General features: G+C 47.3%; 13 protein-coding genes. 11 read left to right on the plus strand and 2 right to left on the minus strand.

Annotation, left to right across the window (positions count from 1 at the left end; translation table 11 throughout):
• Positions 1 to 6: 6 nt before the first annotated feature.
• Positions 7 to 1,563: an arylsulfatase gene (locus QWZ05_RS05650; RefSeq protein ID WP_264875948.1), complete on the minus strand. Its 1,557-nt coding sequence runs from the start codon at positions 1,561 to 1,563 to the stop codon at positions 7 to 9.
• Between the two features lie 348 nt (positions 1,564 to 1,911).
• Here QWZ05_RS05650 and QWZ05_RS05655 point away from each other — a divergent pair, with 348 nt between their 5' ends.
• The 7 genes from QWZ05_RS05655 to QWZ05_RS05685 all read left to right on the plus strand — a co-directional run bounded on the left by QWZ05_RS05655 (position 1,912) and on the right by QWZ05_RS05685 (position 9,352).
• On the plus strand, positions 1,912 to 2,904 hold the full coding sequence (locus QWZ05_RS05655; protein WP_290297168.1) for an AAA family ATPase: 993 nt from the start codon (positions 1,912 to 1,914) through the stop codon (positions 2,902 to 2,904).
• Between the two features lie 11 nt (positions 2,905 to 2,915).
• On the plus strand, positions 2,916 to 3,884 hold the full coding sequence (locus QWZ05_RS05660; protein WP_290297170.1) for a DUF58 domain-containing protein: 969 nt from the start codon (positions 2,916 to 2,918) through the stop codon (positions 3,882 to 3,884).
• Positions 3,881 to 4,369, plus strand: a complete 489-nt coding sequence (locus QWZ05_RS05665; protein WP_290297171.1) for a DUF4381 domain-containing protein — start codon at positions 3,881 to 3,883, stop codon at positions 4,367 to 4,369. Before QWZ05_RS05660 ends, QWZ05_RS05665 begins: the two co-directional genes overlap by 4 nt.
• Positions 4,356 to 5,390 carry a vWA domain-containing protein gene (locus QWZ05_RS05670; RefSeq protein WP_290297172.1) on the plus strand — a complete coding sequence of 345 codons (1,035 nt, stop codon included), beginning with the start codon at positions 4,356 to 4,358 and terminating at the stop codon, positions 5,388 to 5,390. Before QWZ05_RS05665 ends, QWZ05_RS05670 begins: the two co-directional genes overlap by 14 nt.
• Positions 5,383 to 7,059: a vWA domain-containing protein gene (locus QWZ05_RS05675; protein WP_290297173.1), complete on the plus strand. Its 1,677-nt coding sequence runs from the start codon at positions 5,383 to 5,385 to the stop codon at positions 7,057 to 7,059. The genes QWZ05_RS05670 and QWZ05_RS05675 overlap by 8 nt, the downstream gene beginning before the upstream one ends.
• Positions 7,056 to 8,345: a hypothetical protein gene (locus QWZ05_RS05680; protein WP_290297174.1), complete on the plus strand. Its 1,290-nt coding sequence runs from the start codon at positions 7,056 to 7,058 to the stop codon at positions 8,343 to 8,345. The genes QWZ05_RS05675 and QWZ05_RS05680 overlap by 4 nt, the downstream gene beginning before the upstream one ends.
• Positions 8,346 to 8,440: 95 nt before the next feature.
• Positions 8,441 to 9,352 carry a LysR family transcriptional regulator gene (locus QWZ05_RS05685; RefSeq protein ID WP_264875955.1) on the plus strand — a complete coding sequence of 304 codons (912 nt, stop codon included), beginning with the start codon at positions 8,441 to 8,443 and terminating at the stop codon, positions 9,350 to 9,352.
• Here the strand turns inward: QWZ05_RS05685 and QWZ05_RS05690 are convergent.
• On the minus strand, positions 9,345 to 10,130 hold the full coding sequence (locus tag QWZ05_RS05690; protein WP_264875956.1) for a formylglycine-generating enzyme family protein: 786 nt from the start codon (positions 10,128 to 10,130) through the stop codon (positions 9,345 to 9,347). The genes QWZ05_RS05685 and QWZ05_RS05690 overlap by 8 nt on opposite strands.
• Positions 10,131 to 10,273: 143 nt before the next feature.
• Here QWZ05_RS05690 and QWZ05_RS05695 point away from each other — a divergent pair, with 143 nt between their 5' ends.
• From QWZ05_RS05695 to QWZ05_RS05710, 4 genes are all read left to right on the plus strand, one after another.
• Positions 10,274 to 11,602, plus strand: a complete 1,329-nt coding sequence (locus tag QWZ05_RS05695) for an anaerobic sulfatase maturase (RefSeq protein WP_290297177.1) — start codon at positions 10,274 to 10,276, stop codon at positions 11,600 to 11,602.
• Between the two features lie 11 nt (positions 11,603 to 11,613).
• A complete protein-coding gene (locus QWZ05_RS05700) occupies positions 11,614 to 12,630 on the plus strand; it encodes a tetratricopeptide repeat protein (RefSeq protein ID WP_290297179.1) in 1,017 nt (338 codons plus the stop codon).
• Positions 12,631 to 12,738: 108 nt separating this feature from the next.
• Positions 12,739 to 13,122, plus strand: coding sequence for a hypothetical protein (locus QWZ05_RS05705; protein WP_264875959.1), 384 nt, complete (start codon positions 12,739 to 12,741; stop codon positions 13,120 to 13,122).
• Between the two features lie 134 nt (positions 13,123 to 13,256).
• Positions 13,257 to 14,948: an alkaline phosphatase family protein gene (locus QWZ05_RS05710; RefSeq protein WP_290297181.1), complete on the plus strand. Its 1,692-nt coding sequence runs from the start codon at positions 13,257 to 13,259 to the stop codon at positions 14,946 to 14,948.
• Positions 14,949 to 15,164: the final 216 nt, after the last annotated feature.

Genomic DNA, 15,164 nt, shown 5'->3' on the forward strand with positions numbered 1-15,164 from the left:
GATGAATTACTTAGCGACAGCGGCTTCTAAGCGCTGTAGACGGCCTTGTAGCATCATCACGTTCTGGTTAAACATACCAGGGTTAAGCACTTGGCTTGACTGGAATGGGTAATCAGGAACCGTTGCTAGGAACTCTTGGATTTGACCAGCAGCTGGTACGAATAGCCACATGTTATCTGCCATCCAACGAATGTACATACCAGATTCGTGCGGTGCTTTTTCGAATGGGTCAGCACGTAGGTGAACAATTGACGGCCAGTTAGTTTGGAAACGCACACCATCAGAGATGTTACCTTCCATGTGAGCAAACTGAACTTTGAAATCACCAGTACGGATTGCATCTAGCTCAGCGTTTGCTGAGAAGTAAAGAAGACCATTACGTGGACCTTCTTCTGCTTTACCTTCAAAGTAAGGTAAGAAGTTGTAACCATCTAGGTGTACACGCCACTGCTTACCGTTGTAACGAGCGCCTTTTTCAGACTTCAGTTTCTCAACGACTTTGTCGTCACCCGCTGCTGCAAGAAGCGTAGGGATCCAGTCTTTGTGAGACATCATGTCGTTGATCTTTGTACCTGGTTCGATAACGCCAGGCCAACGAACAAGCTGAGGTACACGGAAGCCACCTTCCCATGTTGTCCCTTTTTCACCGTGGAAGAAGGTTGCACCGCCATCAGGCCATGTTGCTGTTTCTGCACCGTTATCTGTTGAGTAGATAACGATAGTGTTGTCAGCAACACCTAGCTCGTCGAGCTTGTCTAGCAGCACACCAACATGGTCATCGTGCTCTAACATACCGTCAGCGTAAATAGAAACGCCTGAAGCACCTTGGTACTTCTCTTGTAGACGTGTCCAAACGTGCATACGGGTTGTGTTGTGCCAGATAAAGAATGGCTTGTCCGCCTTAACTGCGCGCTCCATGAAATCAAGTGACGACTCTAAGAACTCCTCGTCAGCCGTTTCCATACGCTTACGCGTCATTGGGCCAGTATCTTCGATCTTGCCATCAGCGGTTGACTTAATTACACCACGAGGGCCGAACTGCTTACGGAACTCTGGGTCTTTTGGATAGTAGTATGTTTCTGGCTCTTCTTCAGCATTCAAGTGGTAAAGATTACCGAAGAACTCGTCGAAACCGTGTGCAGTAGGAAGGTGCTTATCTTGGTCACCCATGTGGTTCTTACCAAATTGAGCGGTCATGTAGCCCTGCTCTTTCAGAAGATCCGCAATAGTTGGTGCCCAATCAGGAATACCGTGATCTGAGCCTGGCATACCAATCGTCAAAAGACCCGTACGGAACGGTTCTTGGCCCGTAAGGAACGCAGCACGACCCGCGGTACAAGATTGTTGACCATAATGATCCGTGAAAATTGCACCTTCATTTGCAATGCGATCAATGTTCGGTGTTTCGTATCCCATCATGCCGTGGTTGTATGCACCGATATTGAAGATACCAATATCATCACCCCAGATAGCGAGAATGTTAGGTTTATCAGCGGCAACCGCTGCACCAGCTGTAACTAGTGCACCGACGCTTACTGCGACCTTGCTCAGTACGTTTGCCATAGTGACTCCGAAAAGACGTTGTGAAAAGAGAAACAAAGTAATCCAAGCCGTTATCAACGATGTCCAGCAGGAGAACTCTGTGTTTACCTTTCTATTTAACCGCACTTAAAACAGGGACTCCGCTTATAAGAACTATAACCAAAAGTTATTATCCCACATGAGAGTGACGAACCTCTCACTACGGACGTAGCAACAGCCAGCAATTAACAATGTAAATCACTCCTACTCGTCGGTATTACCTCGAATGTCGACAATTTGGGGGAATATCTGTGATAAACGGTATAACCAATAGTTATTTTTATACTTGATACAATCTCATGCATACACAGGCTAGATTAGGAACCTTCTATGACCCTCTCGACTGATGCACACCCGGCTTTTATCTCCATCACTGAACAAGTCAAAAAACACGTTATTGGTCAGGAACATGTTGTCAAAGCACTCGCTTTAGGCTTATTGACCAAAGGACATATTTTGCTTGAAGGCTTACCCGGTACGGCCAAAACCCGAGCAGTAAAATCCTTAGCGGATGCACTCACTGTAAACTTCGGTCGAATTCAGTTTACACCTGATCTACTCCCGTCAGATATCACTGGGAGCGAAACCTATCAAGAGCACAATGGCAGGCCACAACTAAACTTCCAGCCCGGCCCTATCTTTAATCATTTAGTGTTAGCCGATGAAATCAACCGTGCTCCAGCCAAAGTGCAAGCGGCATTGCTAGAAGCCATGGCGGAATACACCATTACCGTAGGTGGAAAAACCCATCCACTGCCTGAACTGTTCATGGTGCTCGCAACGCAAAACCCTGTAGAGCAAGAAGGGACTTACCCGCTTCCTGAAGCGCAGATGGATCGCTTCATGCTCAAGGTCGATGTCAGCTACCCTAATGCTAAAGCTGAGAAAGCTATTATTCGCTTGGTTCGCGGTGAAGATCGCGCTGAAAACACAAACTCAACCTCATCAAACTCAGCGTCATTGTCTCCAGAAGTCGTTTTTGCGGCTCGTGCCCAAGTCGACCTTGTCGAAATATCCGAACTCTGTGAGGACTACCTCATTGACCTCATAATGGCAACGCGTGAGCCTCACGCTTACCCAGAATCGCGTCTTGCACAATGGATAGAGATTGGGGTGAGCCCTCGAGCTTCCATCGCGATGGATAAGTGTGCACGAGCTCACGCTTGGCTTGCTGGGCGTGATCATGTACTACCTGATGACATCAGAGCGATCGCTACGATGGTACTAGGTCATCGCATCACACTCTCTTACGATGCGCTGGCTGATGGCGTCACAAGCACGGATGTCATCAATGAGCTTCTTGACCATGTTATGATCGGCTAAATGGACGAAATATGATCAAGCCAACTCGCTCTCCAGCCCCCGTCCCACATGATGCTAGACTCTATACGGACTACGCACAGCTGGTACGAATACAAGCCTATGCCCATACGCTCAATCTGCTACCGAATAGCCGTATTGGCTCAAAGCTCGATGGACGTCATTCTTCGAAACTGCGTGGACGCGGGCTTAATTTCGAGGAGTTGCGTCACTATCAGATTGGTGATGATATTCGTAATATCGACTGGAAAGTGACTTTAAGAACCGGTCAGCCGCACGTTCGTGGCTACACAGAAGAAAAAGATCGTCACGTCATCGTCTGCATTGATCAACGCAGCTCGATGTTTTTTGCATCAACGAATGTTATGAAATCGGTAGTCGCGAGTGAGATCACCGCTCTAGTCGGCTGGCGAGCCCTGAAAGAAAGCGATCGCGTGTCGTTCCTATTAATGGATGATGCTCAATGTCGTGTGAACAAAGCTACCCGTAGCCAATCGACTCTTTTAGCTTTCTTCAAGACGCTTGCTCAAACCAATCAAGCGCTCAACGCGCAAGGTATCGCCCGAAGTCAGCAGTCATTTTCACACTTCATTGACCACTTAACTCGCAACAAGACTCATGGTTCAACAGTTTTTATCGTCAGTGATTGGCAAGATGCGTCACCTAAGGATGTTGATCGCCTCCATCAGTTGCAGCGCAGCAATGATGTAATTCCGGTCATCATAACCGACCCTTTGGAGCAACAGCTTCCAAAAAATCTTATTGAAAATACACTGCATGTCGGAGATGGTGAATACCAGTTTAGCCTCGCGCATGAAACGCAGCGACAAACCATCAATCATGCATTAAAACGCAATTTCGATGACACGTCACACCAACTGACTCGCCTAATCGCAACCAAAGGCCTTCCCGTTGTCGCTTTGTCTACACAAGGCGATCACATCAAGCTGTTTGGTCAGTATGTCGGGGGCTACAAAAAATGAACCATCAACCACCAAGCACATACATCCTTCGTTACTTCGTTGATGTGGAAGTTCTGCCTCAAGTGTCATGGATGCCGCAAACACTGGGTTGGAAAATACTCGCTGTGCTACTGCTGTGTCTGACCCTGATTTATGCCTATCAGCGCTTAAGTAGATGGTATCTAAATCGTTACCGTCGCGAAGCGATGCAGGCTATTGACAGCCTCTCTGGCGACAATCAGCACTACGGTCGCGAGCTTTTCTATATTATGAAAGTCGTGTTAAGCCACTTATCATCCAAAAACAACCATGTATTTGGTGACACATTCTTCACTGCTCTCGCACTCTATCACTCTGAGTCATTAGAAGAGCAGCTTCAAAATGCATGGACCCACACTCTCGTCAGCGATCAAGTGTCATTAACTGCTCCGCAAAAACAGCAACTAAAATCCTACTGCTGCTCATGGCTGCAACACCATAAGGCCTTTAGTCATGATGATATTTAATATTGAGTTTATCTACCCTTGGTGGCTGTTGCTATTACCTGCGCCTGTCTTAGTCACTTGGCTCGCCCCGGCTTACAAAACTCAGCAATCTGTGGTGAAAATTCCCTTTTTTCAACTGATCGTAAAGGCGCTTGGTGAGCCACCACAAAAAGGAGCGAGCCTACTCACCCCACAGTGGTGGCAACGCGGTACCTTAGTGTTAAGTTGGGTATTGATTGTCTTTGCCCTCACCCAGCCGACCATACTTGGTGAACCTGAAACACGTCAGCTTGAGGGGCGTGACATTATGGTGGTACTCGACCTTTCTGGCTCTATGGGTGAAACCGACTTTCAACAACAAGACGGAACAACTCTTCATCGTCTAGACGCAGCAAAGCAGGTGTTGCGCGATTTTGCGCAGCAGAGGAAGGGGGATCGCCTCGGTCTGATTCTGTTTGGTGATGCCGCATTTGTACAAACCCCATTTACCTCGGATCAGGACGCATGGTTAGCCTTGCTCGATCAAACGGATGTCGCAATGGCGGGGCCAAGTACTCACCTTGGCGATGCTATGGGATTAGCGATTAAGTCATTTGAAGATAATCAGGCCGAATCCGATAAGGTGACCATTATTCTCACCGATGGCAACGACACGGGTAGTTTTGTTGAGCCTACAGAGGCAGCCAAAGTAGCAGCAGCCAAGGACATTAAGATGTATGTCATCGCAATGGGCGACCCAACCACAGTCGGCGAACAAGCACTCGATATGGAGGTTATTCAGCAGATCGCCAACATCACTGATGGTCAAGCTTATGAGGCGCTCGACCGAGAATCGCTCGTTGACGCTTATGACGAAATTAACCAGCTAGAACCGCTTGTTTATGAAAGCCAAACCTATTGGCCAAAACAGAGTTTACACGCTTATCTTCTGGGTGTTGTTGTCGTGCTATATCTGTGTGCATTTACGCTAGCCACACTGCTGCGCTATGGGAAATCACGCCAAGCAAGCTACCGTGAAGCCCAAGGAGAAAAACATGTTTGATTGGCAAAACTGGTCACTATTTTTCTCACAATTTCACTTTATTCGACCACTATGGCTAATTGCGCTGTTCCCCGCTTTTGTCCTAATTGCGATTCGCTGGAAAAGTGACACCAAAGAGGAGTGGCATACCACACTGCCACCCCATCTGCGCCGAGCGTTGACTATCAAGCAAACAGGTTGGCAGCGTCAACTGCCTTTAAAGGTGCTAAGCGCGACAATCACTATTGCGATCATCACCTGTGCCGGCCCAACTTGGCAACGTGAAGTCTCCCCTTTTGGAGAGGATAAAGCAGAGGTAGTCTTCCTGCTCGATGTAAGCCATTCGATGATGCAGACAGATGTTCCACCGAGCCGTTTAGACCGAGCCAAACACAAAATCATGGATATGATTGAGTATCGATCCGGCGGAAGAAATGCACTCATCGCGTTTGCTGGAAGCGCACATGTCGCCATGCCAATGACCTACGACCAAAGCGTATTCGCTCCCTTCTTAACCGCGATTGAACCTACAATTATGCCGGTCTCAGGGAAGCGCGTTGAACAGAGCCTTTCTGCCTTGAACACCTTGCTGCCCGATGATACTGGTGCAACCATAGTGCTTGTTTCTGACGGGGTAAGCGCTTCTTCTATAGAGATGTTTGCTAAGTTTTTTCAACAGACGTCTCACTCCCTTGTTGTGCTCGCGATCGGCCAACCTAGTTCTACATCAAGCAATCCGACAGGGTATGCTGACCTTTCAAGACTGGTCAGTGAGGCAGGTGGAAACCTTGTTCATCTATCTGTCGACAATAAAGATATCGAACAAGTTACCCGACTCGTTGAGCGTAACATGCAATTAAATGGCGATAATAAAATGCCATGGAAAGATATGGGCTATGCCCTTCTGATACCAATTGCTCTGCTTTCGCTGCTTTGGTTCCGCAAGGGTTGGCTTGTTCAGTGGGCAGTCTTGATCGCCCTAGGACTGCCTAGTTACCTAGTTAGCCCTTCAGCCTATGCACAAACTACGGACGTCCCCAGCATAGAAGCCACAAAAGTCGCAACACCGACTCAGTGGCAGCAATGGTGGTGGGATTTGTGGATGACACGAGATCAGCAAGGTCAACGGTTGATGAACCGTGGTCAATATTTACAAGCGGCTCATCAATTCGAAAGCCTTATTTATCAAGGGGTGGCTTATTACTATGGTCGAGACTACCAACAAGCACATCATGCATTCATGGCCGCTGACTCTGATCTAGGCGACCTTTATGCTTCAATGGCACTGGCGCGCCAACGAGAATACCTTGCGTCTCGCAACTTACTGCAACAACTGAGTGAAAAACCAAACCTCGACTCAAACCTAAGGCTCAAGGTGGAGCAGAACCTATCCGCCGTCAAAGCGATAATCGAAGAGGTTGAACGTTATAGTGAAAGCCAAATGAACACGACCGATGGTGCCGAAGAGTCATTTGAAATTGGTGACAACCCACAAACCAGTGAAGGCGCAGAAGAGACGGTTACTGAAGAGTTATTGATGAAGGAATCACTCAATGCCAACGAGATTCTTGGTAGCGAAGCACTTGCACAGCGTTGGTTAGATCGCATTGAATCTGACCCTTCACTCTTTCTACAAAATAAGTTTTATCTGCAACTAGAGCAACAACCGACTGCAGGCGAATCCCAATGAACATAAATAAGTATCTTCTGGTTTTCATCACCCTTTTTGTTACCACGCTAGGCTGCAAAAATACCGCATCAGCGAACACGATCACGCCTTCTCAGCAACACCCAGAAATAGAGATTCGTGCATGGCTCAAGTCTGATGATGTTAATCAAGGGCCTCTTGTCGTTGCTCAAAAAGAGCAAGTCGTGATGGTCATTGAAGTTGCCACACCACGCTGGTTCACTGCTGGTACGCAAATTTCATTGCCAGAAATCAATCATGCCATCGTCATGCAACGCAATGCGTTTGCGATAAACCTCACGGAGCGTCGCTCAGGGCAAACATGGGCCAAGCAGCAATGGGAAATCACCCTATATCCACTGCAAAGTGGTCAGTTTACGGTTCCTCCAACCCGAGTAGAGGTCGCCTTCTCGTCGCGCACCGGTGGCAACAAGTACGCGACGCTGTATACCGCCCCTCTCTCTTTTGAGGCGCACCTACCGGATGCACAGCTCACGCAGTCGTCACAGTGGTTCACCGCTTCAAGTGTGAGCGGTGAACAGGAGTGGCAACTCGTCTTTCAAGATGAACAGAGCCAACAACTCTCCGTTGGTGACAGCGTCAGCCGAACCGTGACCTTAAAAGCAAGCGATTCACTCTCCATTTTGCTGCCCAGCATACTACCAAGCCACTCGACCCAAGCTTACCAAAGATACTCGTCCCCAAATCAACTGACTGATGACCAGGTGCGCGGACGCTACTTTTCAAGTCGTACCGAGCATCAAACTTATCTTCTGCAACAAGGGGGAGAGTTTGTCCTGCCTGACTATGAAGTGTTGTGGTGGAATCCTGAATCGAAACGCGTTGAGCACTTAAAAATAGAAGGAAAAATCCTGCAAGTGTCCCACACATGGTCTTCCTTCATGACTCAATATTGGCGTCAAATCATAGCTCTGACACTCTTCATTGTTGTGGCTAGCCTATCCGTTAGTTTGACTTATCGCTACTACAGCAGGCATCCACTGCCTGAGGCGCTGCAATTTGCACTCGCGATAAACAAAAAAGAGCTAGGGCAAGCCAGAAAACTCGCCTATCAACGAGCAAAGCGAAACCATCAGAGCGACACGCTTAATGACCTTTCTGATAACTCGCAATGGGTCAAACAAGCGAGTGACTTTCAGACTCAGGAAACAAATAAACACTGCGCACAACAGATATGGCGAAGGGTTTCAATAAATAGAAACCGCAGTGCACTGCGCCAGGGTTTTAGATTACCCAAAATGCTCAAAGGCCTGTCTCGGCATCACTAATTGATGGCGTGTTTTGCTAAGCCGCTATCTAATGGACTGTAATTTCGTTAACATTAACTAGATAGAGTGTGGTCACAATATAACGAGTTAATTTGATGAAAAACAATGAGCTGAACTTAATCCCTATATTTGTTGCCGTTTATGAAGAGCAAAGCCTGTCCAGAGCGGCAACACGTTTAGAGATTAGCCAGCCAGCCGTCAGTAAAGCACTATCGAGATTACGTGACGTCTACCAAGATCCTCTCTTTAACCGCTCAGCATCAGGTGTCGAACCGACGGGTTTCGCAGCGGATATCTACCCAGCTATGGCTGCTGCTCTACAAAACTACAAATCGACTCTTATCTCTTCCCGAGACTTTGCCGCGGAGCAATCGAATCGGGTCTTCTCTATCGCGTGTTTATCATCGATATCCTATCATTTGCTACCCGAAGTATTTGCTAACATCCACCAAGTGGCACCGAATATCTCATTAGATATCCACCCTTTATTTTCAGAAGATTATGAGTCAGATTTACGTCTAGGAAAGTATGATTTGGTGCTAGATTTAGAGCCTCAAGGGCGAACAACGTTAAAAACCGAAGTCGTTTTGGAGGGAACATATAAAGTGTGTTGCCGGGGAGGACACCCGAGAATTAAACCTGGAGAGTTAACCATCGAGCAATTCTACCAAGAAGAGCACATTGCTATGTCTCGTTGGCACAATCGCCGTCACATTCTTTCCGACCTAAAATTGAAACCAATAGAAGAACGAAAAATCAGTTACAGTGCTCCTGGCGTACTAGAGGCCATTCCTGTCGTCAAAATATCGAACTACCTCGCATTATTTCCAACCTCAACAGCCTTTGAATGTCAGAAGATCCACAATTTTCAAGTGCATGATTTACCATTTGATATCCCACCTCAAAAAGTCTGTTCAATCTGGCACCCTAGCCGCAATCATGATGCCGCGCATTTGTGGTTAAGAGATCAAATACGCAACACCGCCAAGCACCTCGACTTTAGTTAGCATCCTTTGCTAAGCGCAGTCCCATGTCTGACATAATGATGGATTGAGAAGCAAAGTCACGACGATAATTTTCAGAGAGTTCCGGCTCGTAAGCAAAGCTACCGCCTCGAACCGATTTGTGTGCAAGGTGGCTCGCCTCATCTCTGATATTCGCGGGATTGTCTACTGGGCCAAAGCGATAAAAAGTATCATCGAAAGAGTCCATCACAAACTCGCCCACATTGCCTGTCATATCATATAGCCCTAGCTCATTTGGCTGCTTTTGACCGACAGGGTGCGCGCGATTGTTTGAATTATCTGCATACCAAGCGACATCGCCGATATCGTTCGATCCCGAATAAGTGAAGCCTTGACTCAAATTGCCACCGTTTGCAGCAAACTCCCACTCTGCCTCTGTCGGCAGACGATAGTTTTCTCCTGTGAGCTCATTCAACTGCTCGACAAAATAGACCGCGTGTTGCCAACTTAAGTTATTGACTGGGACCTGAGGGTCATCTTGGAAAAAGCTCATTGATGAGCCCATAACACTATTAAACAGCTCTTGAGTCACCTCAAACTGCGCGATGTAAAAGCTATCAACACTCACCTCACGTGCTGGGCGCTCTGCATGGGATGCATCTTCAGAGTCGGAGCCTCGTACATAAGTCCCTCCTTCCACCAACACCATTTCACTATTAATCGCCGCAGCGATAGGGTGTTCGGGTTGAACAGCACACCCAGACAACACTAGTAATGCCGCCACTGCAGCAGGGAATAAGATTCTATGTTGGGTCAGCATAAATACGCCTCTTATCGAACAGTTATCAGATAGGCGTAGCTTATCAGTTATGGCTATGACGATTGGTTATATCTCGTATAACGGGTAACGGAGCGTGGTGCAATTTATCATGCAAAGGTCGAATCAAAGATTAAAGGTTTCTTATGCTGCTCTCTCAAGGTCCTCAATACAATGGTAAAGCGTCAAAACGACTGCACGTGATGGCAAAGCCTATTGGTGCGGTGTGCAATATTGACTGCACATATTGTTACTACCTGAGCAAACAAGATTTACTTGAGTATAAAAAAGGCTGCTCTCCTCAAATGGACGATGCGATGTTAGAAGCCTATATTCGCCAGTATATCGAAGCGCAAAATACCCCGGAGATCATTTTCTCTTGGCAGGGTGGAGAGCCTACAATGCTCGGATTGGAGTACTTTGAGCGCATTGTCGAGTTACAAAAGAAATACCAACCAGCAGGCGTTACCATCTCTAATGACTTGCAAACGAATGGCACCTTGCTCAATGACAAATGGTGCCAATTCTTATCGACCAACAATTTCTTAGTGGGCTTAAGTATTGATGGTCCTGAAATGCTGCATAACGCCTATCGAACCAATAAGGCGGGTAAAGGCACCTTCAAACAAGTCATGGCGGCCGTTGAGCTATTGCATAAATATAACGTCAACTTCGCGACTTTGACTTGCGTTAACAACCTTACCAGTCGTAACCCGCTTGAGATTTACCGCTTTTTACGTGATGAGGTACGTTCGCCGCAGGTGCAGTTTATTCCTATCGTAGAGCAAAAGTCATTTCGTACAACAGCACCACAAAACTGGCAAGCGGAAGAGCAACCTAAACAGGGTGACAAACGATTAATTCCGGGCAATTCAAACTCGGTTGTAGAACCATGGTGTGTCTCTGATCATGCTTGGGGTAACTTCCTGATTACCATTTTTGATGAATGGGTTCGCAATGACCTAGGTAAAGTCTTCGTTCAGTATTTTGAAGCGAGCTTAGAAGCTTGGATGGGCCGAAGAAACCCGCTTTGCACCTTAAGTGACCTATGCGGTAAAGGCTTAGCGATGGAGCCAAATGGCGATGTGTTTACCTGTGACCATTATGTTTACCCAGAATACAAAGTGGGCAACATCCACCACCAAAAACTCGATGATATTGCGTTCAGCGGCCAGCAACAAAAATTTGGCTTTGATAAATCACGCACACTCACTAAGCAGTGCCAAAGCTGTGACTATCAATTTGCCTGTCACGGAGAGTGCCCAAAGAACCGTTTCATCACCACCAAAGATGGTGAGCAAGGCCTTAATTACCTGTGCGCTGGCTGGCACAAGTTCTTTGCCCATGTGGATAAATCTATGGCGTATATCCTAAGAAAAACTGGTCACCCAGTGGCACATGGAAAATACAGCGATAGTGAGATGCGTAAATACTACTCATCATCAGCCGCCCCACACTACCAAACAAAGTTTTAAGTGAGATTGAAATGAAAAAGACCCTCGTATTTTGTGTCGCCACTTTGCTCACCTTTGCGAGCGCTGCTCAATCGACTGATTCAATACCGCAAAGTCTTGATAGAGCGCCCGAGCAACAGCAAGAGCCAATGGCGGATATGGCCCAGCTCTCTTATCAAGCACAAGATACAAGGCTGCCTGTTGACGAGCGAGCTCAAGCCCTGAGATCGTTAGGGCAATACCCTAGCCAAAATGGCCTGGTCGCGGTTGCGAGAGCACTCAAAGATGACAATGCACAATTGCGAGAAGCCGCAATCATCGGTGCTGCACCCTATCAGCTCCCTCACCGCTGGAAGATACTTGAGCCGCTACTGAGTGATGAAGTTAAATCTGTGCGCCTGTCGGCCGTGATGAGCCTGTTGCCAGACTATGCGCAACTCGACACGGCTCAACGTAATACCATCTCATCAGCGACTCAGGAACTGCTCTATTTTCTCCCCTCACAGAGAGACTTAGAGTCACAACTTATGCTTGCCGATACGCTGCGCTGGACAGGAGAGCACCAGAAAGCAGAACAGGCGTATGCCAAACTACTCGAAACCGCAGCCGAGCGTCCAGAGGTCTGGTTGAACTACTCTGACAACTATCGCGCCCAAAACAAAGACCAAGAAGCCATCGATATACTCGACCAAGCGATCTTAGCTCTACCTAAAAATGGTGATTTTCACTATGCGAAATCTTTAGCGCTCGTGCGCTTAGAAAAACGAACGGTGGCAGCCGAAGAGATGGAGAAAGCCACCACATTATCACCAGACAACAGTTACTATTGGTTCCTCAACGGTGTGCTTCAAGAGCCTATTGATATTAATCAGTCGATACGTTCATTTGAAACAGCATACATGCTATCAGGTTCGTCTGAGCACCTTTACTCTGTGTGTGATATTTACGTCAGACATGGACATACCAACAGTGAGGTCTGCTTAGAGGCGCTTGAACAGCACGCACCGGCTTATGTAATCGAGAAATTACGAGCACAAATGCCCAACTAACTACGGCTGTTCGCGTGTTTTTAACTAGGGATATTCCTAGTTAAATTACGCGGGAATAATCCGTATCGTAGCGAGAGATTAGTGATTTCTCTAAAAAGGCGATAATGAATGAAATACTCGACTTCTCTACTTGTACTTGCAGCTCTTACATCAAGCTATTCCCTAGCCGCTCCGAAGGCGCAAAGTGACGACAGTCAGAAGGAAGCCGTAAACCAACCTTTCGTGATCTCTGGAGATGACATTCAACCACTCTCAGACACTCACTGGCGCATCAAAGTCTCATACCAAGAAGCTGTGAAAGTGCGCTGTGTCGCCTTTACGGAAGATGAGGAAGCCGTTGCTATTGATTCGGTCGCGGTTATCCCACCATATGAAGTCTCAAATATGTACACGCGAGAAGATGACGGCGATATTGTAGAAGTTAAGTGCTGGATCACCAGCACTCGAGCTGAAGATCTTGGCAATGACTATATTCGCCATACTTTAGACTAAATATCACGTCTAATGCCTGATGAGACCCTATTTGCTCAAGTTTCATTCTATTATGAAATAATCCGACCGTTTAATCAGCAGGTTCAGCCTATGCCTGAACCCTCTAACAACGTTAACAATGGAATAATAACAACATGAAGCCACTTGCCCTAAGTTCACTTGCTCTCGGCATTATGCTTGCTCCACAAGCGGCAGTTGCCGAACAAGCCCAACCTAAACTTGTCCTTCAAATCACCGTCGATGCACTGCGTGGTGATCTGCCTGACCGCTTTAAGCACAATTTTGGAGAAGGCGGCTTTAACCTCCTTCTTGATGATGGCATCCACTACACCAATGCGCATTACCAACACTCGAACACTGAGACCATTGTGGGTCATGCCGCTCTTGCTACGGGCGCGCCACCCGCTGTTAATGGCATGGTAGGCAACCTGTGGTATGACCGTACACAAGAGCGTGTGGTTTACAATATCGAAGATGGAAATTACAACCTGCTTAGCTCAGGCGGTGGTGTTGACCAATCGACTGAGATCGACTCAACTCAGCGCGCAGCGCAAGGCGACGGACGCTCTCCTGCCAACATCCACACCTCGACCATTGGTGATGAAATTGTCAAAGCTTACCACGGCCAATCTCGAGCTTTTTCTGTGTCATTTAAAGACCGAGGCGCAGTCTCACTAGGTGGTGAGTTAGGCAAAGCATTTTGGTTCTCAAAGTCAGCAAACGCATTTGTCACCAGTAACTACTACTATGATGAGAATCCAAGCTGGGTCAACGAATGGAACGCCAAAGGCTTCACTCAGCAATACAGCGGTAAACGCTGGGAGCTGGCTCTACCTCAAGAGCAATACCTCTTCGCCGGAGATGGTGATGTGGAATATAAGGTCGATCTTGCCAACTTCAGCCGTAGCTTCCCTCACCCATATGGCCCAGCAGATTTCAAATACTTCACAACATTGCTTAGCTTGAGCCCAGCCGGTGATGAAATTGTCGCAGACTTTGCAAAATCAGTCATTGATGCCGAAAACCTTGGTCAAGGTGACTACCCTGATTATCTCTCGGTGAGCTTCTCAGCGACTGACTATGTGATTCATATGTACGGCCCATCGAGCATTGAAGCGGAAGACAATCTAATCCGTCTTGATCGCACGCTCGAAGATCTGTTTAAACATGTCGACAAAACGGTCGGCCTAGACAACACCTTGATTGTGCTTTCTGCAGACCATGGTGCTCCTGATGTTCCTGGTTATGTCAATGCATTAGGCGGCAGCAAAGCCGACTACTTCGGCATTGAAAAGATGAAGCAATCGGGCGTGTTTGAAGCAGTACAAAAACGCTTTGGCTTAGGTGAGGATGTCGTGCGTCAATACGCCGACCCATACCTCTACCTAAATCACGAGTTGATCGAGTCAAAAGGCCATAGTGTGGCTGACGTACAAAGTGTTATCGCTCGAGCTCTTGAAAACATTGATGGTATCGACCAAGCCATCACTGCCAATGACATCATGAAAGGCCAACTGGCTGACACTCGCATCAACCAACTCGTCACCAACAACCATCACCCAATTCGTTCAGGTGACATCTATGTGGTTTACGATCCGAACGTCTACATCAATGACTTCGATGGTCTAAAAGTCGCGTCAGTGCATGGTTCACCGTGGCGCTACGACACTTATGTCCCGGTTATTTTCGCCGGCATGGGAATGGAAGGTCAACGCGTTACGCGTGAGGTAACCCCTTATGATATTGCCCCGACAATCTCGCAGTATTTGAAGATTACTTTGCCAACGGGTTCGACTGGGGATGTGTTGGAAGAAGTCGTAGAGTAAATAATCGCAATGTAGCGCTCATCTCAAATAAGCGCTACATACCTTCCTACTAAATAGAGTTGCCTTCCTTGGCTGAGTATGTCGCCAACGACATTGTTATCTTATTTTGTGTTCTGCGCGCTTCGTCTTAAAAAAATGCCCTCGCTATCCTGCGAGGGCAAAACTCTAGACAATAAAAATATGGCATAACTGACTACGGTGATAATCAGTGAACAA

It is taken from the genome of Vibrio agarivorans (genome assembly GCF_030409635.1).
Classification (GTDB): domain Bacteria; phylum Pseudomonadota; class Gammaproteobacteria; order Enterobacterales; family Vibrionaceae; genus Vibrio; species Vibrio agarivorans.